This window comes from Nocardia flavorosea NBRC 108225 (genome assembly GCF_001613385.1).
Lineage (GTDB): Bacteria > Actinomycetota > Actinomycetes > Mycobacteriales > Mycobacteriaceae > Nocardia > Nocardia flavorosea.
In genome coordinates this window covers 112,383-130,696 of record NZ_BDCG01000012.1, presented here as the reverse complement: position 1 = coordinate 130,696, position 18,314 = coordinate 112,383, and the positions used below count along the sequence as shown (strand labels likewise).

Below are 18,314 nucleotides of genomic sequence, written 5' to 3'. Positions count from 1 at the left end.
TCGACGGCAGCTCTTCCAGCTGCCGTAACAGCACCGATATCGAATTGTCGATCGAATTCCGGAGAGGTTTTCGGAAATAAGTCAAGACTTGAATGTTCCACGCCATGATTGGTACTCCTGAAAAGTGCGGCTGTCGCTGCGTCGCACCGAGGAAGGAGTTCTGCAAAATGTCCTGGTTCGTAGACGATCGCTGCGTGAACTGCGATGTGTCCCGGCAATTGGCGCCCGGTTTGATCGGCGAGGTCGACGGTCGCTCCGAAATTCTGCGTCAACCGCGCGACGAAGCCGAGGAGCGAGCACTGGCGGCCGCCGCATTCGCTTGTCAGACCCGGTCCGTTCGGCGCGAGAACGTGCCACTGAAGGCGGAATCCGACCCGTTCCCCATGCGTCTGGAGGAGGGACTCTACCTGTGTGGCCACAACTCGTCACGTACCGCGGGCGCCAACTCTTACCTGCTGCGACGCAGCGGCGGTAACCTCCTGGTCGATACGCCACGCTTCAGCGAGGCGCTGGCAACTCGATACGAGGAGCTCGGCGTGGTGACGGATGTTCTACTGACCCACCGTGATCACGCTGCGCACGGCCGGCGTTACGCAGACCGATTCGGGGCTCGGCTGTGGATTCACGAAGGTGATCTCGATGCGGCCCCGGATGCCGATCAGATAATACGGGGAGCCGAACCCGCGAAAATTGTCGACGGCGTAATGGCGCATCCATTCCCGGGTCACACCGAGGGAAGTGTTCTTTATATTGTCGACGACCGATATTGTTTCAGTGGGGACAGTGTTTATTGGTCCCGTACCACCGGAGATATAGAAATTGCCGAAAGCGTCACCTGGTATTCGGTCGAAGTGCTGGCCGAGTCGCTGGCGCGATCGGCCGATCTTGTTTTCGAATGGCTACTGCCCGGACATGGGGATCGCCGGCAGCTTCCGGCGAGCGAGATGGCGTTCCGGATGCGGGGCCTGGCCGCACGTGTCGAAGCCCTTCGGCCCCAACCGATCGATTTCAGCGGCATGCGCTGGTGAGCACGACTCTGCACTGCCGACACCACACCGAGCCCGGTTCGGCCACTACCTGAGACGAGGCTTACCGACCGGCCACCCGAGTGTCGTTGCGCTATAGCTGCTTACCGACCGGGGAGAGCCGGGGCGGGCGCATTCGCGCCGGTTCCCGGCTGTTCGAGTGTTGCCGGCGTTCAACCGAGTCCGAAGGGGTGTCCCCAGAGGGTGACGATCTCTTTCGCTGTCGATGTTTCGACATCCACCTGGACGAACGCACGGGCTTGTGCGTAACCGGCGCAACCGGCGAGGCTGATGGTGCTGTTCTTCCAGGTAACGCTGCCGGTGGGAGATTTGACCCGGTTGAAGGGGCGGTGGCTTTCGTTGCCGAAGGCGTCGGGGGCTTCGACGTCGAGCAGGTAGTACTTCTTGGCCTGGCCGGGCCCGAGAGTGAGATTGCCGCCGGTGCTGGTGGACAGGTCGGGGGTATCGCTACCGGCACGCTGCGAGGCGCCGGCCCCCGCGTTGACACCGCCGCCGGCGATATTGACCTGGCAGCCCACGACATAGCCGGGGCGGATGGACATGCTCCGGGGCGGCTGGGAAACTTCGGCGCCGGCGCTTGCGGAAACCCAGGCGTTTCGATGCAGGGGTGTCGAACCCAGCGACGGGCTGATGACGGCGGATTCGCCGGTGAGCCGGACGGTGACGGTGGTGCCGTCGCCCAGGGTTTCGGTGATCTGTCCGCCGGGCAGGGCAACGTTGGTGTCGGCGTGTGCCGGTGCCGGCAGGAAGGCGAATGCGGCGGTGGCGAGCAGGGTGCTGCCCGTCGCGGCGAAGAGGGTGCGCAGGGGGTGTGCGGTGTGGGTCATTGTCGGTGAACCTCGTCGTTCTGGTGGTCGTCGGCCAGGTCAGGTGTGCCGGTGGCCGGATCAGCCGATGCTGAAAGGCGCGCCGTAGAGGGTGGTTTTGGAGTAGTGGTCCCCGATGATTTCGACGACGGTGTAGGAGCGGGCCTGGGCATAGCCGCCGCAGCCCTGGATCTCCATTTCGTAGTCCCGGTAACCGAGGGTGTAGGTACCGGGGGCGGGGATATCCTTGATCCCGATCTGCACGAACCTGACTTCCCCCGGACCGATTTGGATTCCGGCGGAGCCACTGACGCCTATCTGTGTGGTGGATACGCTGGCGCTCGCGCCGAGCGAGAATGCCCGGTCGCCGATGCTGACCTGGCAGCCGACGATGTAGCCGGTATTGAGCTGGGACACCCCGTGAGTGGAAGAGTTGTTGGTTCCGGGCATGTTCTCCGGGGTGCTGTAGGGGCCCGGTTCGGTGACAACCGGGGTATGGGTGACATCGGCGGTGACGGTGCCGGACACCCAGGTGACTCGCCCGGCGCCGTTGGCGGCCATGGAGGGGGAGACCAGCGCGCTTTCGGCGGTACGGGTGATGGTGAGGCCGGGGCCGGTTTCGGTACCGTCGGGCAGTGGCACGAAGGCGTCGGCGTTACCGGTGGCGGTGGTGAACAGGCCGAAGGCCGCGGTCAGTGCGGCGACACTGGTTGCGGTGCGGCCGAGGGCGGTGGGCATGCGAAACAGGGCGGTGCGTTTCATCAGGTGATTCCTCATCTCGATCGGCCTGTGCGGGCATCCGTGTGCTCCGGTGTGCGGGCGGGGCCGAGGTCGGCGGTGCCGGGTGCGGCTGTTGCGTTTCGCCGACCGGTGCGGTGCGAATGCGTTCGGAATCACACTCGCGAGCGGGGAGCCGGTCGAGTCCGTCGCGGCCTTGGTGATGCCGGTCACACAGTGGGGTCATCCTCGACGACCGGGCGATCCGGTGGCAAACGTGTTGCCGTGAGTTGCCGTGAAGGTCGAGATTTGCCGGGCTCGATTCCTGTGCCGCTGCTGCGTCGCCGGTGTTCGGCCGGCTCCGGAAAACTCGAAAAGCCCACAAAAACGAGAATGGCATTCTACTCTGGTGTAGAGTCACGTTTCGCTCTCATGGCCGGGATGCCCGGCTTCCGACGACCCTGTTCTCCGGCAACGCCGCCGTACGACACCGGCGCACGCGTGCCGGGTGGTTGGAGATCACATGCGCACAATTCCCCCAGACCTGGCCCGACGGTACGAAGAGCAAGGGTGGTGGACCCGCGACAGCCTGGGCGAGCTGCTGGCCCGCGGTCTCGCCTCCGCGCCGGATACCGCCTTCCGCGTCCATTCGGATATCCGGCCCTACTCGGGTACCTTCCGGGATGTCGAGCTGGTAGCGCGGCGGTTGGCCACGGGCCTGCGGGCCCGCGGTGTGGAGCCCGGAGATGTCGTCGCGCTCCAGCTACCCAACTGGATGGAGGCCGCGGCCGCGTTCTGGGCAGCCTCGCTCCTGGGCACGGTCGTCGTGCCGATCGTGCACAGCTACGGTTCGCGGGAAGTCGGCCATATCGTGGAGACGGTGCGGCCCAAGGCATTCTTCGGTGCCGAACGCTTCGGGAACCTGGTGTACGACCCCGCGGTCTACGCGGAAGTGCCGATCGTGGGTGTCGTCGACGGGAGCGACCCCCGCCACCGGTTCGACGCCTTGCTCGCCGACGAACCCTTCTCCGGTGTGGCACAGGTCGACCCGGCCGGCCCCGCGGTGATCGCCTTCACCTCCGGTACGACCCGGGTGCCGAAGGGGGTCGTCCACAGCCATCAGACGCTCGGCTGCGAGACCCGCCTGATGTCGCAACGCTTTCCGGACGATCTGGGACCGTTGATCAACGCCGCACCCATCGGCCATTTCATCGGAATGCTCTCGGCTCTGCTCGTCCCGGTCCGGGAGGGTGTCTCCATCGACCTCGCCGATGTCTGGAATCCCGGACGCATCCTGGAGGTGATGACGACCCACGGCGTCAGCCTGGGCGGCGGTGTGCCGTACTACGTCACCAGCCTCATCGACCATCCGGACTGTACCCGCGACCACCTGGCCCGGCTGAGGTATCTCGGTATGGGCGGCGCGCCCGTCGCCGCGCCGGTGGCCGAGCGGCTGACCGGGCTGGGGCTGACCGTCTACCGGTCCTACGGCAGCACCGAACACCCGTCGATGACCGCCTCCGAGTGGAACGCGCCCCGAGCCAAACGGCTCTACACCGACGGTGCTCCGCAACCCGGTGTCGAAATCCGATTGACCGAAGACGGCGAGATCCTCAGCCGCGGCCCGGATCTGTGCCTGGGGTACCTCGACGACACCCTGACTGCGGCAGCGTTCGACGAGCAGGGCTGGTACCACACCGGCGATATCGGAACACTCGACGCCGACGGCTACCTCACCATCACCGACCGCACCACGGACCTGATCATCCGTGGCGGGGAGAACATCAGCGCGCTCGAGGTCGAGGAGGTGCTGTTGACGGTGCCCGGTGTGACCGAAGCAGTCGCGGTCGCCGCACCGGATGCGCGACTGGGCGAACATGTCGCGGCAGTACTGCGGCTGCATCCCGGTACAGCGGCGCCCTCGCTCGAGGAGTTGTGCGCCTACTTCGCCGACGCCGGGCTGGCGAAACAGAAGTGGCCGCAGGAAGTTCACGTGGTCGACGATTTCCCGCGCAGCCCCAGTGGCAAGGTGCAGAAATACAAGATCCGGCACAGCCTGGCCGCGAACTGATCCGGGCGGAGGTGCGGGGGCCGAACAGATCTCGGCCCCCGCACCTCCGCCCTGTGTTCAGACCTCGAGAAGATCGAGGCTCTTGTGCCGCGCGACCGCGGTGGCGAGTCGGCCGGTGAGGTGCTCGATGATCGGCCGGTCGACCGCGCGGGTCATCGACCACAGGTACAGCCCGTACGGCAAATGTGCTCGATACATCCACCACGCGTGTTCCCGATCCGGCGGTTCGACTCCGTGGGCGGCCAGCCGGTGCAGGTAGTGCTCGAGCAGATCGCGCTCGGTCCGGGCGAGCTCGTCCGGGGGCAGGACGGTTGCCAGATGGTAGGCGATATCCTGGGCCCAATGGCCGCTCTGTACCACCTGCCAGTCGATGAGACCCGGTCTCCCGTCGGGCAGTTCGTAGATATTGCCGGCGTGCAGATCGCCGTGGACCAGGCACCGCGCGGAAGAATTGCCCAAGGTGTCCATGGCCGCCATGGCCGCAAGCAGCCGGTCCGCACGCCGAACATCGTCGGGAATACCGGCTGCCCGGCCGTCGTCGAGGAGTGGTTGAAGCGTTTCGACGGTCATATGGCCGGCAAGTGAGGCCAGGCGCGGTGGAAACAGCCCACTCGCGTCCGGCCGCTTGTCATCCCAGGTCGCCGCGTGCAGGGCGGCGAGCTGATCCAGGGTTTCCGCGGCCTGGGCGGCGCGGTATCCGACCAGTGGGTCGAGAAACCGGGCGCCCGCCGCCACCAGATCGTGCATGAGCACCAGTGCGTGTCCGGTGTCCTCGTCCACGGCGGCGTGCACGCACGGCGGGGTCCGGACCGGGAGATCGTGGGCGAAGTCCCGGTAGAAGTCCGCTTCGGCCCGGGAACCGCGGCGGTGGCGCGGGTTGAAATACCCCTTGGCGCACAGCGCCGGGGGAGCGCCGGCTTGCTGCGCGTAGGTCACTCGGAAACGCAATTTGGTGGCCACCGTCTCGATCCGCTCCACCACCTCGGCCGCCGCCGGAACCACGCCGGGATGGCCGGATTCCAAGATGCGGGCCAGCCATTCGGGTGACAGCACGACCGCTTCGTCGAACGGTGCGGGTTCGGCCGGTGTGGTCACAATCCCTCCTGGGGTTCGGGAATCCCCACCAGTTCGCAGGCGTGCCGCAGGAAGGAGTATCGCCGGGTGCCGGTATCGACCGGCGGCAGCCGGAGGACCCGCCGGGTGCGAAGGCTGAGCAGACCCGCTTTGAGGCAGGCGAACACCTCGTGCCACCGCAGATCGCCGGCCCGTAGCCCGGTCAGGTCCTGCCACAGCTCGATCGTCTCGTCCCGTGTTCCGAGCCCGTCGAGCCGGGGGACACCCAGGCCGGTGCTGTGTGCTTCGTCGAACACCAGCCACCAGGCGAGGTCGGCGACCGGGCCGGCCATCGACGCCTGCTCCCAGTCCATGACCGCGGTGACACGGAAGTCCGGTCCGAATGCGATGTTGCCGATGCGGGCATCGCCCCACGACAGCCCCGGTACGGACGCCGCAGGCTGATTGTCGGTGAGCCACTGCAGCAGAGCATGGACCGTATCCGGAACATTCTCCTCGAGTGTCCAGTGCGCGTGGGCGCTCCAATAGGCGAGTTGCTGCTGGTTGCCCGAGGTCCCGTATTCGGGCCGGTCGACGAAATCGACGACATCGACGGGAACCCGGTGGATTGCGGCCAGCTGGCCCATCGCGTCTTCCCACAACGCCCGCCGCTGCGCGGGGGTGGCGTCGGCAAGAAACCCGGACAGGTTGTACACGGGCATACTGACCGGCACCGAGCCGGAGACCCGTCGCATCAGATAGAACGGCCGGCCGAGCACCGACGGATCCTCTTCCAGCCACAAGGGTTCCGCAACCCGCACGTCACTGTGTTGCCGCAGGGCCACCAGGATCTGGTGCTGAATATGGAACCTGGGATCGAGGAACATCTGGTGTTCGGCCGCCGGCGCGACTCGTAGCACCACCTGTTCGATGCCCCGGCCGGAATGCAGCCGGACGAAAACTGTCTCGTTGGAAACTCCGGCACCCTGTGGGTAGGCCGGATCGTCGATCTCGACGGCGGTGACCTCGTGCCGTGCCGCCAGCCACGTATGCAGGACCGTGGCGGTGGTATCCAGATCACGACCTTTGGGAAATACAGGTGCGTGCTTCATTGCTGTGCCCCGTTACTCGTCAGGTGGACGACCGCCGAAAGCGGTCGAACAGAATGTCCACAATTGTTCGGTGACGGCTTCGATGTTCTCGCGCGGCGCGTACGCGAAATGGTGGTAAACCGACGTCACCAGGTTCACCGCCATCCAGGCATCGGCGGCGGGATCGTGCGGGCGCAGCAGTCCCGACTCGGCCGCCGCCCGCAACTCCCGCTCGATCAACCCGGCGAAAGGCATGTTGACCTGCGCCATCTCGTCCGGAAATATCTGGTAGAGCCGCCAGTGTTCGGACGTGATGAATTGCCGTGCGGTTCCGCCGTCTTCGGCGCGCAGCGATCGCAACGCCGCGAGGATATAGAAACGTAAGCGCGCCACCGGATCCGGCAACTCGCTTGCGGCCGCCGCCATCTCGGCCATCCGATCGGAGATCACATCTTCGAGGACGGCGAGCAGGAGATGGTCCTTGCTGGGGAAATGCCGGTAGAAGGTCTGCAGGGCGATCCCCGCCTCCTTCGACAATTCCTGCGTCGTGAAGGCGGACCCCTTCACCTCGATCAACCGCTGCGCGGCCGCGACGATCCCCTGCGCCTGCTCGATGGTGCGAGCCCTCGATCGCCGCACCGACTGCGATTGGTCCGCGGCACGGTCGGCCCATCCGGGCGGCGAAGTGCTGGGGACGTCGGATCGGGCGGGCCTCTTGGGTGTGGACACGCTTGAAGTCCTATCACGACGGGCTGAGCACGACGAGGGGGATGACGCGGCTGGTACGGCTCTGATAGACGTCGTAGTTCGGCCAGTACGCCGTGGCGAGCTCCCACAGGCGCGGGCGTTCTGCCGCGTCGGCGGTACGCGCGGTCACCCGTAACCGGTCGGCCTTGACCTGGATCACCGCCGCGGGGTTCGCTTGTAGGTTCAGGTACCACGCCGGATGCTTCGGGGCGCCGCCGGCCGAGGCCACGACCAGGTAATCCGCACCGTCGCGGCCGTAGATCAGCGCCGAGGTGCGGGAACGGCCGGTAGTGCGCCCGGTGGTCGTGAGCAGCAGGATATGGGCGCCGTTCCATTCGTGGCCGACCTCGCCGTCGGTCTCCTCGTATCGGGCGACATGGGCGGGCCCGCGCAGGCTGAGGTCGGGCGGCTGGTATCCGGGTTCGTTCATCGACTTCCTCCTCGTTCCGATCGGCTCAGCCGAAGGTCACCGGTATCTCGGTAGGCCCGCGCTCGTACATTCCGATGAAGCGGGTGGGTTCGGCGTCCGGGTCGGCCGCCAGATTCGGCAGCCGGTCGAGCAAGGCGCCGATCCCGGTCATCATTTCGGCCTTCGCAACATGCATGCCCAGGCAGGCGTGGGCTCCGCCGCCGAAGGCGAAGGAAGGCCGCAACCGCCGGGTGATGTCGTAGTCGTCCGGGTTGTCCCAGCGTGCGGGGTCCCGGTTCGCCGCCCCGACGCACAAGTGCAGGACCGATCCCGCGGGGAGCGATACGCCCTGCAATTCGGTGTCGCGGGTGACATACCGGGAGAACATCGGATCGGTCGGTGTCCAGCGCAGCGCCTCGTCGATGGCCGGACGCAGCAAAGAGCGGTCCGCGGCGACCTCCGCGAGCACGTCCGGCCGCTGTAGCAGCGCCGTCAATGTGATCCCCATCTGTTTCCAGGTGGTGCCGGAGCCGGCGGCCAGCAGCAGAACCACGAAGGAGTGGATCTCGGCGTCGGTGAGCCGCTGGGCGGTGCCGTCCTCACCCTTCAGTTCGGCCTCGACCAGTACGCTGATGAGATCGTCCTGCGGTGCCTCCCGGCGCTGTGCGACGATCGGGCGGATCAGGTCCACCACGGCCTCGGGGCGCCCCAGCGCCGCCCGGAATTCGAGTGCCTGCTCTACCGGTACGCCGAAACTGCCGGTGATGGTCAGCACCGGGATGGCCGCACAGAAATCGACGTTCAGTTCGGCGCGGCCATCGGCGGCGAATCCGTCGATCAGCTGGTGCACGGTCTGCTCGATCCAATTCTGTATCCACCACTGGGCCTTCGCCGGGACGAAGGACGGCTGGACCAGTGAACGGTAGCGGCGGTGTTGTGCGCCGTTCATCGAGATCATGCTGTTGACCGGGTCGATCCTGCCCTGATTCGGGTCGACCGGCCCCGGGGCGGAAGCGAATACGTCAGGGTTGCGGTAGGCGGTATCGCAGGCGGCGAAGCTGAAGGCCGAGAAATGTGGGCGGTCGGGCAGCGGCAGCCCATGGAACACCGCCGGGCCCGCATATCCGGTCAATTCGTGCACGGTCCCCGGATGCACCTCGGCCTCGGCGCGCAGCCGATGCCAGATGGGGTAGGGGTCGTCCCGGTATCCACCGCCCGTTTGGGCGAGATAGGCACCGCGCAGGTCGAACAATTCGCGTACGCGGTCGCGATCCAAGGTTTTCGCCGGAGTCATTCGTTCACCTCGCCACATAGCCGCCATCGACCGGAAACAGCACTCCGGTGATATTCGCGGCGTTATCGGATACCAGGAATACGGCCGCCTCCGCGCAGTCCTGCGCGGTGATCGGGCGGCCGAGCGGATGATTGGCGGCGGTGCTGGCGGCCAATTTCTCGGTCATTTCCGCGGAGCTCTCGAGGCCACCGGCCGCCATGAACCCGGTATAGGGCATACCGGCCGGGCATATCGCGTTGGCGCGGATCCCGAAGGGCGCACCCTCGATCGCCACCGCCTTGGTGAGCTGGTGCACGGCGCCTTTGGTCGCGGCGTAGACCGCGCCACCCCAGGCGACCAGCCCCGCGACCGACCCTGTGTTGAGGATGACGCCGGCGCTGCCCTGTCGTTTGAACTGGAGTACGGCATAGGTGCAGCCGAGGAACACTCCGCCGATATTCACCGACACCAGGCGCTGGAAATCCTGGAAGGTGTGGTCCTCGAGCGTGGCGCCCAGCCGAGGGGTCGGGATGCCGACATTGTTGAAGACGATATCGACGTGACCGAATCGGTCCGCGGCGGTGGCGATCATCTCGGCGATATCCCGCTCCTGCGTGACATCGGTTTCGACCGCGACGGCCACTCCGCCGCCGGCCTCGATGCGCCGCACGGTTTCTTTTGCGTGATCCAATCGGATATCGGCGCACACCACCGCGGCGCCTTCCTCGGCGAAGCGCTGGGCCGAGGCGGCACCGACACCGGAACCGGCTCCGGTGACCACCGCGGTCTTTCCTTCGAGCAGCACGTGGCTCACCCTTCTCGTTCGGTTATGGCGACATCTGTCGACGCCAGGCTCAGTGCCCCGGTCGGGCAGCTGTCCACGGCCGTGCGGACTTCGTCCAGCGAATCGGCCGGCGGATCGCGCAGAACGGCCAGCCCTTCGCCGTCCTGCGCGAAACTGCCCGGCGCATAGGCCACACAGACCCCGCAGCCGAGGCAGCGTGTCCGGTCGATCTGGACACTCCAGCCCGGCATCTCAGCCCGCTGTCCGAACCGGCGGCTGGGCCGGGGTGAACCGGTAGAGCCGCTCGGCGTTACCGCGCAGGATCTTGTACTGCGTCGTCTCCGGGAGGTGATCGATCTGCTTCTTCACGACATCGATGCAGTTCGGCCACGTGGAATCGGAATGGGGATAGTCGGTTTCGCACATGATGTTGTTCTCGCCGATCTCGGCGATGCTCGCGATACCGTGCGCGTCCTCGATGAAGCAGCCGAAGATGTGGTCGCGGAAGGTCTGGCGGATATCGAGGGTGTCGAGGTCGACGCCCTGACTGCCGGCGTGGTCACCCCAGTTCATTCCCCGTTTCACCCAATGCCGCTGTTTGTCCAGGACCTGCTCGGCGCGCTCCAGGAAGTACGGCATCCACCCGATTTCACCCTCGGACAGGGCGATCTTGAGGTTCGGGAAACGCTGGAACATCCCGCTGAACAACCAGGACAGCATCGCGCCGGAGGTCCGGGTCGCGCCCCAGGCCAGGTTGGCCAGGAACGGAGCGTCCTTCGAGATCTGTGGAACCGTCGAGGACGAACCGACGTGCATGGAGACGACCAGGTCCAGATCGTTGGCCGCGGCCATCACCGGGTCCCAGTAGCCGCTCGGGTCGTGGATCGTCGGCAGGCCCAGCGGTGCGGGGTTCTCCGAGAACGCGAAGGTGGTGGCGCCTTTCGCAGCGCACCGTTCCAGCTCCCGCACGGCCAGCTGCGGATCCCACAGCGGGATGAGGACGAGCGGAATATAACGACCCGGTGCCGCGCCGCACCAGTCCTCGATCACCCAGTCGTTGTAGGCCTTCAGGCAGACCAGGCCGAATTCGCGATCGCCGGCCTCCATGAACAGCTGGCCACAGAATCGGGTGATCGTCGGGAAGCAGAGGGAGGCAAGGATTCCGGCCCGATTCATATCTTCGATCCGCGCGGTGGGATCGTAACATCCTGGCCGCATTTCACTGTAGGACAGCGGTTTCGGGCTGAACTCCTCCTTCTCCTTACCCGCCACCGCACTCAGGCCGGAACTCGGGAAGCGTTTACCGTCGTAGACCCAGCAATCCACGCCGTTGTCGTCGAATTCCATATGCGGTGCGCGATCCCGGTCGGCGCGCGGGACGCGGTCCACCCACAGGTTCGGCGGTTCGAGAATGTGGTCGTCGACCGAGATCAACCAGTCGAGTGCGAGTTCGGTGGACATGATTACTCCTTCGGGGTCGGTCGCTCGCTCACCGGAGTTCGCCGATGACGAGGTGTTTGACTTCCTGGAAGGCCCGGATGCCGTCCGGGCCACGTTCGCGGCCGAGGCCGCTCTGCTTGTAACCGCCACTGGGGGCGTAGGCGCTGAACAGCGCGGTGTTGACATTCACCGCGCCGGTACGCAACCGGCGCGCGACTGCCGTGGCGGCGGCGGCATCGCCCCCGTACACCTGGCCGGACAATCCGTACGGGGAGTCGTTGGCGATCCGCACGGCGTCGTCGATATCGCGGTAACCCAGCACCGACAGGATCGGGCCGAAGATCTCCTCCTGCGCGGCCGGGTTGCCGTTGTCGGGAACGTCGAGCACGGTCGGTGCGAAGTAGTAACCGCGCGGGAAGCCGCTGGGCCGGACACCGCCCTGCACCACGGTCGCCCCCTTGTCCACGGCGCGTTCGACGATTTCCTCACACCGCTGCCGTTGCGTGGCACTGATCAGCGGACCGATCGTGGTCGACGGATCGGCGGGGGCGCCGACGACCAGGCCGGCATAGGTCCGGGAGACCAGTTCGAGTACTTCGTCCTTGTGCTCGCGGGGGACGAGCATCCGGGTCGCGGCAACACAGGCCTGCCCGGCGGTACCGCCGATCACGGCGGCGGCGCCGGCCGCGACCTTGCCGACGGCGTCGTCGAGATAGATCTGCGCCGATTTTCCACCGAGTTCGAGGGCGACCCGTTTCAGCGTGGGCGCTGCCTGCGCCATGATGGTGCGGCCGACCGCGGTCGAGCCGGTGAACGACACCATATCCACCGCGGGATGGGTGGTGAGCAGTTCCGCACCGGCGGAGCCGGATTCGACCACCACGCTGAGAACGCCAGGGGGAAGCCCCGCGGCCTCGGCGGCGGCACCGAAGACCAGCGACGAGATCGGGGTCAGTGGACTCGGCCGCAGAATCACCGAATTACCCGCCATGAGCGCGGGAACGAGCTTCTGCAGCGCCATGATGAACGCCGCGTTGTACGGTGTGATCGCCGCGACGACGCCGACCGGCTCATGTCTGCGGAGGCTGAGCGCCACCCGCCCGCGGACCAGTTCGCCGACGGGGACCGGATTGGGTTCCTCGTGCGATATGGACAGGTAGAGGTCGATCATCCCGCGGGCCATGGCCAGCCCCGAAAGGAATTGGGAGCGTTCGGCGAACATCCGTGGCTGTCCCGCCTCGGCGACCATGGTCGCGACCAGCGGCTCCCGCATCGTCTCGAGATACGACAGCAGCGCACGCAGCACCGCGGCCCGTTCCCCGGCCGGCGTGTCGGACCACACACCACTGTCGAAGGCGCGCCGGGCCTCGCGTATTGCCCGGTCGATCTCGGGCAGGGGAGTGGCCGGGATCTCGGCGACCGGGGACTCGTCGGCAGGGTTCTCGACGGCGAAGGCTTCGCCACCGGTTACGCGGTCGCCGGCGATATACGAGCGATGGTCGGTGAGTATGTTTTCCATGGTGGGGGCTCCTGTTGCCGCGGCGTGCGTTTCAGCCGGGTTCGGTGGTGTAGGCGACGACGCCGCCGTAGTGGGGCGAAGACTGACAGGCCAAGGCGGTCGTCACACCGGCACGTGTGCGGTCGCCGGCGCGACCGGCCAATTGCAGATAGCACTCGAGCATCTGCGGTATGCCGTGCATGCGGCCGTTACCCAGCGCCCCGCCGCCCGACAACGCCGGGAGACGACCGGGTACATCACTATCGATACCGCCGTCGCGGACGAAACTGTGGGCCTGCCCGGGCGGGCAGAATCCCAGTGCTTCCAGCCAGAAATAGACGAACGGCGAGAATCCGTCGTAGAGCTGCGGCAGGTCGACCTGGGCGGGGTGTAAACCCGTCGCGTCCCGGAGGCGCCGAGCCACGATCTCGCCACCCGCCATGATGTCGTCGAGCGGCCAGTGCAGCGCCGTCCGGTGCGGAGGAGGCGGGCTCTGCGCGTAACCGGACACGTACACGGGCCGGTGGGGGAGGTCGCGGGCCCGTTCGGCGGAGGTGAGAACGAAGGCGGCGGCCCCGTCCACGGGCAGGTCGCAATCGAAACGACGCACCGGATCGCTGATCATCGGCGCCGCCAGGTATTCCTCTGTGGTGAGCGGTTTTCCGTACCAGTGCGACCACGGGATCCGCGCGCCGTTCTTCCGGGCCTCGACCACGACCGCGGCCAGCGTGGCGGGATCGGCCCGGTACCGGTTCAGGTACTCCCGATAGGGGAAGGCGATCATCGGCAGCGGGCCCCCGAATCCCTGGGGTGCGGTCCATTGCTGGGCGCCCTCGGCCGCTGTCATCGGATTGTCGTGATAGCCACCGGCCGGGTTGTGCAGGGCGCGGTGTACGACGACATAGTCGGCGGCGCCGGCGCTGATCGCGTTCGCCGCCAGCGCTATCGCACCGGGAATCTGGCCGATACCGCTGAACCCGGCGATATACCGGGGCGAACCACCCATCCGCGCCGCCAGCCAGTCCGCCGAGACCGCACTCACCCCGTCGGTGACCCGGTGGCCACCGGCGGTCGGGAACAGTGCCGAGGTGACGAATCCGTCGATCTGTTCCGGCCGCAACCCGGCATCCGCGACGGCCGCGCGCGCCACCTCGACGGTGAGGGCGCCGAGCGGGCGTTCGCTGCGGCGGCGAATGCTGCTGTGAGCGTAGCCGGCGACGGCAACGTGCCCGTGGAACCGGCGGGTCACGATGATCCCCCAGGAGCCAGGGCAAAGGCCGGGACCGCTGTTCCCGGGGCGACATCCTCGAACGCCACCTGTACCGCAATCCCCTCGCGCAGCACGGTATCGGGGCCGTCGAGGAGCCGGCCGATCATCCGGAGTCCGGCCTGTTCGGCCAGTTCGACATCGACCAGGAGATAGGGCACGTCACCGGCGAAGCCGACCAGCGACGCCCGGTGGACCACCGTCCAGGATCGTACGACGCCCCGGCCACTGACAGGTTCGAAGCGGAATTCGGGATCGGTGGTGCCACAGTGGGAACAGATCGCCTCGGGCGGTATCTCGAAGCGGTCGCACCGGGCGCAGCGGGCGATCGCGAGTTCATGCTGCGCCGCCGCGGCCCAGTACGGCGCCGAGCGGGCATCGGGGACAGGGAGCGGCCGGGCGGGCGTCGTCACGGGACCACCCCGGCATCCTGCAGTTCGGCGATATCGCTCCACGAATACCCCAGCTCCAGCAGCAGGTCCTCGGTGTGTTCACCGTGTTCCGGTGCCCGCCGCATGACCGGTGGGCGCTCGTCGAATTGCACCGGTCCGGTGGGGAGCCGGTACGCCGGGCCGGCGTCGGTATCGACGTCCCCGAGATAGTCGTTCGCCAGCACCTGGGGGTCCTCGAGGAGTTCGCCGATCGATTGCACCGGGGCCCACGGCGCGTCCAGCCGGGACAGCAACTGTTTCCACTCGTCGAAGGTGCGGCGCGCGAATTCCGCGTCGAGTTCGGCCACGCATTCCGCGCGATGCGTTGCCCGTGACGCCATATCGGCGAAGCGTGGATCACTGCCCAGATCGGCCCGTTGCACGAGATCGCAGAATTGCGTCCAGTACCGGTCGGCCTGGAGAAAGACGAGCTGGATATGCCGGCCGTCCTTGGTGCGGTAGGCGCCGACCAGGGGATTGGGCGAAGCTCCGCGCCCGGTCACCACCGCGGGCGAGTTGCCCGCCAATGCCGCGAGTACATCGGAGGACAGCATCCACATCGCGGTCGCGAGCAGTGAGACATCGACCACCGACCCGCGACCGGTGCGGCTCCGCCGCAACAGCGCCGCAGCCATCGCGAATCCCAGGGCCATCGCGCCGTTGCGGTCGCCCATCGCGCCGCGCTGGCTGATCGGATACTCACGATCGGCCGGTGTCAGAACGTAGGCGGGGCCGCCCTGCGCCCAGAACGCCGAGGAATCGTAGCCCGGCTTATCTGCCTCGGGCCCGCGGACGCCATAGCCGTGACCGCGGGCATACACGAGACGCGGGAACCGCCGCGTGAGTTGTTCGGCATCGAGTCCCAGCCGGTGTAGCGCGCCGGGCCGGAAATTCGTGAGGAAGACATCGGCGGTGGCGAGCAGTTCGTCGAGCAACTCCCGGCCCCGGTCGGTCTGCAGATCCAGCGAGACCGAGCGTTTGCCTCGATTGGCCAGGGCCACCGACAGATTCACCCCGCCGCTATCGGAGCCGATGCCCTGTGTGGCGAGGTTTCGGTAGGGGTCGCCGTCGGGGCGTTCGATCCGGATGACATCCGCTCCCCAGTCCGCCAGCAGTGCCCCGGCCACCGGGACGAAGACCCACTGCGCGAGCTCCACCACACGGATCCCGCTGAACGCGTCCTTGTCCATCGCTGCCTCCGTATGTAGAACCACAATCTACTTGAGTGTAGAACGTTATTCTCTTTTGTGGAGCAGAATTGAGGTCTTATCGAGAAATAGTGTTCTGCGCCGCTGTGGTGGAGGTTCGAGCATCCACCTCGGCTGCCTGTGGGGCCTGGGCCGATGTGGCGGCGCCGGCGTCTTCTCGACTGGCATGTCTTTACGGAGGTTTCGTGAACCCGCCGAGTCGGATCATCCGATCGCCTACCCTGAAGAAGGTAAATCTCTGATTGGGAGAGGGGGGCTTCCGCCCATGTGGCCGGAACGAGGCGAACCGTCCATGGTCGTCGAACAGGGGTCCCTCGAGACCCGGACGATCGGAGTGCCCGGATGACCGACGAAACCCAGATCGCCGCGCTGCTCTACCGGTACGCTCGCGCCGTCGACACCAAGGACTGGGAGCTGTATCGCTCCGTGTTCACCGCAGACGCCTATATCGACTACTCGTCGGCCGGTGCCGCTGTCGGCAGTCGCGACGAGGTCGTCGACTGGTTCGCCGCGAACCTCGGTGCATTGCCGTGGAGCATGCACTACATCACCAATATCGAGGTACTCGCGCGTGGTCCCGAGACCGCGACCGTGCGCGCCATGTTCTACAACCCGATGCAACTCCCGGGTGCCACCGAAGTCAGCGCCTGTGGCGGTTACTACCACCACGAACTGGTGCGTACCGCCGGCGGTTGGCGCAGCCGGGCGCTGCGCGAGGAGAACGTGTGGTTCACCGGCCGTGGGCAGGGCAGTTCGGCGGAAAGGGCAACCGATGATCGAAAACGTTGAAACAACCCAGCATCCGAGACCTCCGGAAGGCGACTGGCCGGGTACGAAGTTCCTGCGGTTCGATCGTGAAGGCCCGTTCGGGATCTGCACCCTCGACCGGCCCGAGGCGCGCAACGCGATGACACCGGCGATGTACTTCGGCATCAAGTACGCCGTCACCCACGTGGGGTCCGATCCCTACCTGGCCGGGTTGTTGATCACCGGCAGCGGCGGCGCATTCGCTCCCGGCGGCGATATGGGTGGCGGCGGTGACGACAACTGGATGACCTTCGGCCGCGCACCGGGTATGGACGACGACCTGCCGCCGCCGCCCGCGAGGTGCTCGCGCAGTGCTGCCGCACCGCACCGGGCGCCCGCACGGTGATCAAATCAAGTCTGGACAACTACATCGGCCTCTACGACCGCATCGGAATGCAGGCCGGCCTGGGCGCACCCGAATCGATCGAGGGTTTCCGCGCCTTCGAAGAGCGCCGATTCCCGAACTGGGTGCACCCGGGGCTACGACTCGACGGACGTCTCTGAGCACGCGGTTCGATGATGCGCACCAGCCCGCGGGATACCATCCGGGCCGCAGGGCGCGTATCCGAGGAATCTGGTGGGGGATGGTCGTCAGAACCAGTGGTCGGCGAGCAACTCCAGAGAGCGCTGCCGCACTGCCGGGTCATAGGCGTAGGTGACGGTGATGAGTTCGTCGGCGCCGGTGCGCTCGACGAACTCCGCCAGTTCCCGCACGACCGTCTGCGGTGCACCGACCGCCTTGATACGCAGCATCGCGTGATCACGACCGCCCTGAGCGGCGATCTGCTCCGGATCGACGGGTGGCTGGAGCTTGCGGCGCCGGCCGCTGCGGAGATCGAGGAACATCTGCTCCAGCGTCGTGAACTCTCGCTCGGCCGCTGCGTCCGTCGGGGCCACCATGACGTTGATGCCCGCCATCAGATACGGCTCGGTGATCTGCGCGGTGGGCGCGGAATCGGAGAATGTGTCCCGGTAGACCTGGACGGCCTCGTCCAGTTGATCGGGCGCGAAGTGTGAGGCGATAGCGAAGGGCAGGCCGAGCTGACCGGCGATGGAGGCTCCGTTGACCGTCGAACCCAGGACCCAGAGGGGAACCTCGGTTCCTGCGGAGACAGCCGAAACGATCGGAGCACTCCGGGCCGTTCCGTCCGCGCTGAACCAGCCCTGCAGATCGTAGATGTTCTCCGCGAAGGCCTGCGGTTCGCTCGATGAGCGGCTCAGCGCCCGAGCGGTCATCATATCCGTGCCCGGGGCCCGCCCCAGGCCCAGATCGATCCGGTCGCCGTACATGTTGGCGAGGGTCCCGTACTGCTCGGCAACCATCAGCGGCGCATGGTTGGGGAACATCACACCGCCGGAGCCCACGCGGATCCGCTCGGTCACCGAGGCGGCCTGCGCGATCAGCAGCGAGGTGGCGCTGGCGGCGAGGTTGGCGGTGTTGTGATGCTCGGCGAACCAGAGCCGGCGGTAGCCGAGCCGGTCTGCTGTCCGGGCGGCGTCCATCGAAGCGGCGATACCGTCGCGGGCCGTCGAGCCTTGGGGAATGGAGACCAGATCGAGAATGCTCAATGGCACGGACACTGTCGCGGATTCCTCACGTTGACGACGATGAATGTTGCCATGTCAACCATCGGACCCAGGGGGTGTATTCCGCGGTCCGGACGGC

Annotated in this window: 18 protein-coding genes and 1 pseudogene; 4 read left to right on the top strand and 15 right to left on the bottom strand. The window is 66.7% G+C overall.

The window, feature by feature from the left end; genetic code table 11:
* The first annotated feature begins 92 nt into the window (after positions 1-92).
* A complete protein-coding gene (locus NFL01S_RS13575; RefSeq protein WP_210745022.1) occupies positions 93-1,028 on the top strand; it encodes an MBL fold metallo-hydrolase in 936 nt (311 codons plus the stop codon).
* A gap of 170 nt (positions 1,029-1,198) precedes the next feature.
* Here the strand turns inward: NFL01S_RS13575 and NFL01S_RS13570 are convergent, their stop codons facing one another.
* Positions 1,199-1,873 (bottom strand): MspA family porin, encoded by a 675-nt coding sequence (locus tag NFL01S_RS13570; RefSeq protein WP_062975073.1) that lies wholly within the window; start codon positions 1,871-1,873, stop codon positions 1,199-1,201.
* 60 nt (positions 1,874-1,933) lie between these two features.
* Positions 1,934-2,614, bottom strand: a complete 681-nt coding sequence (locus tag NFL01S_RS13565; RefSeq protein WP_371851824.1) for an MspA family porin — start codon at positions 2,612-2,614, stop codon at positions 1,934-1,936.
* Positions 2,615-3,092: 478 nt separating this feature from the next.
* Here NFL01S_RS13565 and NFL01S_RS13560 point away from each other — a divergent pair, with 478 nt between their 5' ends.
* Entirely contained in the window at positions 3,093-4,640 is a 1,548-nt protein-coding gene (locus NFL01S_RS13560) for an AMP-binding protein (RefSeq protein WP_062975071.1), read from the top strand.
* A gap of 57 nt (positions 4,641-4,697) precedes the next feature.
* Here the strand turns inward: NFL01S_RS13560 and NFL01S_RS13555 are convergent, their stop codons facing one another.
* Genes NFL01S_RS13555 through NFL01S_RS13500 form a run of 12 tightly spaced genes read right to left on the bottom strand, consistent with a single transcriptional unit; the run spans position 4,698 to position 15,823 of the window.
* A complete protein-coding gene (locus tag NFL01S_RS13555) occupies positions 4,698-5,735 on the bottom strand; it encodes a phosphotransferase (RefSeq protein WP_062975069.1) in 1,038 nt (345 codons plus the stop codon).
* Positions 5,732-6,805 (bottom strand): phosphotransferase family protein, encoded by a 1,074-nt coding sequence (locus NFL01S_RS13550; protein ID WP_062975067.1) that lies wholly within the window; start codon positions 6,803-6,805, stop codon positions 5,732-5,734. The genes NFL01S_RS13555 and NFL01S_RS13550 overlap by 4 nt, the downstream gene beginning before the upstream one ends.
* Before the next feature lie 12 nt (positions 6,806-6,817).
* Complete coding sequence (locus tag NFL01S_RS13545; protein WP_245670675.1) at positions 6,818-7,513, bottom strand: TetR/AcrR family transcriptional regulator; 696 nt, start codon at positions 7,511-7,513, stop codon at positions 6,818-6,820.
* Between the two features lie 13 nt (positions 7,514-7,526).
* Positions 7,527-7,961, bottom strand: coding sequence for a nitroreductase family deazaflavin-dependent oxidoreductase (locus tag NFL01S_RS13540; RefSeq protein WP_062975063.1), 435 nt, complete (start codon positions 7,959-7,961; stop codon positions 7,527-7,529).
* Between the two features lie 25 nt (positions 7,962-7,986).
* The gene (locus NFL01S_RS13535) at positions 7,987-9,234 is read right to left on the bottom strand and encodes a cytochrome P450 (RefSeq protein ID WP_062975061.1); all 1,248 of its coding nucleotides are present in this window, start codon (positions 9,232-9,234) and stop codon (positions 7,987-7,989) included.
* A 4-nt stretch (positions 9,235-9,238) separates the two neighbouring features.
* Positions 9,239-10,018, bottom strand: coding sequence for an SDR family NAD(P)-dependent oxidoreductase (locus tag NFL01S_RS13530; protein ID WP_218019609.1), 780 nt, complete (start codon positions 10,016-10,018; stop codon positions 9,239-9,241).
* A 5-nt stretch (positions 10,019-10,023) separates the two neighbouring features.
* On the bottom strand, positions 10,024-10,248 hold the full coding sequence (locus NFL01S_RS13525) for a ferredoxin (protein WP_062975056.1): 225 nt from the start codon (positions 10,246-10,248) through the stop codon (positions 10,024-10,026).
* Position 10,249: 1 nt separating this feature from the next.
* A complete protein-coding gene (locus NFL01S_RS13520) occupies positions 10,250-11,458 on the bottom strand; it encodes an amidohydrolase family protein (protein ID WP_062975053.1) in 1,209 nt (402 codons plus the stop codon).
* Positions 11,459-11,486: 28 nt separating this feature from the next.
* Positions 11,487-12,956 (bottom strand): aldehyde dehydrogenase family protein, encoded by a 1,470-nt coding sequence (locus NFL01S_RS13515; protein WP_062975048.1) that lies wholly within the window; start codon positions 12,954-12,956, stop codon positions 11,487-11,489.
* A 31-nt stretch (positions 12,957-12,987) separates the two neighbouring features.
* Positions 12,988-14,184, bottom strand: a complete 1,197-nt coding sequence (locus NFL01S_RS13510) for a thiolase family protein (RefSeq protein ID WP_062975046.1) — start codon at positions 14,182-14,184, stop codon at positions 12,988-12,990.
* Positions 14,181-14,615, bottom strand: coding sequence for a Zn-ribbon domain-containing OB-fold protein (locus NFL01S_RS13505; protein WP_062975044.1), 435 nt, complete (start codon positions 14,613-14,615; stop codon positions 14,181-14,183). The genes NFL01S_RS13510 and NFL01S_RS13505 overlap by 4 nt, the downstream gene beginning before the upstream one ends.
* Positions 14,612-15,823: a CaiB/BaiF CoA transferase family protein gene (locus tag NFL01S_RS13500; RefSeq protein WP_062975042.1), complete on the bottom strand. Its 1,212-nt coding sequence runs from the start codon at positions 15,821-15,823 to the stop codon at positions 14,612-14,614. Before NFL01S_RS13500 ends, NFL01S_RS13505 begins: the two co-directional genes overlap by 4 nt.
* A 360-nt stretch (positions 15,824-16,183) precedes the next feature.
* Between NFL01S_RS13500 and NFL01S_RS13495 the strand changes: the two genes are divergently transcribed.
* On the top strand, positions 16,184-16,630 hold the full coding sequence (locus NFL01S_RS13495) for a nuclear transport factor 2 family protein (RefSeq protein WP_062975040.1): 447 nt from the start codon (positions 16,184-16,186) through the stop codon (positions 16,628-16,630).
* Positions 16,614-17,152: pseudogene (locus tag NFL01S_RS13490) on the top strand (hypothetical protein). Before NFL01S_RS13495 ends, NFL01S_RS13490 begins: the two are co-directional and overlap by 17 nt.
* A gap of 87 nt (positions 17,153-17,239) precedes the next feature.
* Here NFL01S_RS13490 and NFL01S_RS13485 read toward each other — a convergent pair.
* Entirely contained in the window at positions 17,240-18,229 is a 990-nt protein-coding gene (locus tag NFL01S_RS13485) for an LLM class flavin-dependent oxidoreductase (RefSeq protein WP_062975038.1), read from the bottom strand.
* Positions 18,230-18,314 lie beyond the last annotated feature (85 nt).

Bases quoted from the DNA above. Each gene is read 5' to 3' on its own strand.
- NFL01S_RS13550 (WP_062975067.1), bottom strand. From the start codon at position 6,805: ATGAAGCACGCACCTGTATTTCCCAAAGGTCGTGATCTGGATACCACC.
- NFL01S_RS13570 (WP_062975073.1), bottom strand. From the start codon at position 1,873: ATGACCCACACCGCACACCCCCTGCGCACCCTCTTCGCCGCGACGGGC.
- NFL01S_RS13495 (WP_062975040.1), top strand. From the start codon at position 16,184: ATGACCGACGAAACCCAGATCGCCGCGCTGCTCTACCGGTACGCTCGC.
- NFL01S_RS13525 (WP_062975056.1), bottom strand. From the start codon at position 10,248: ATGCCGGGCTGGAGTGTCCAGATCGACCGGACACGCTGCCTCGGCTGC.
- NFL01S_RS13500 (WP_062975042.1), bottom strand. From the start codon at position 15,823: ATGGACAAGGACGCGTTCAGCGGGATCCGTGTGGTGGAGCTCGCGCAG.
- NFL01S_RS13575 (WP_210745022.1), top strand. From the start codon at position 93: ATGTTCCACGCCATGATTGGTACTCCTGAAAAGTGCGGCTGTCGCTGC.
- NFL01S_RS13560 (WP_062975071.1), top strand. From the start codon at position 3,093: ATGCGCACAATTCCCCCAGACCTGGCCCGACGGTACGAAGAGCAAGGG.
- NFL01S_RS13540 (WP_062975063.1), bottom strand. From the start codon at position 7,961: ATGAACGAACCCGGATACCAGCCGCCCGACCTCAGCCTGCGCGGGCCC.
- NFL01S_RS13515 (WP_062975048.1), bottom strand. From the start codon at position 12,956: ATGGAAAACATACTCACCGACCATCGCTCGTATATCGCCGGCGACCGC.
- NFL01S_RS13520 (WP_062975053.1), bottom strand. From the start codon at position 11,458: ATGTCCACCGAACTCGCACTCGACTGGTTGATCTCGGTCGACGACCAC.
- NFL01S_RS13565 (WP_371851824.1), bottom strand. From the start codon at position 2,614: ATGAAACGCACCGCCCTGTTTCGCATGCCCACCGCCCTCGGCCGCACC.
- NFL01S_RS13535 (WP_062975061.1), bottom strand. From the start codon at position 9,234: ATGACTCCGGCGAAAACCTTGGATCGCGACCGCGTACGCGAATTGTTC.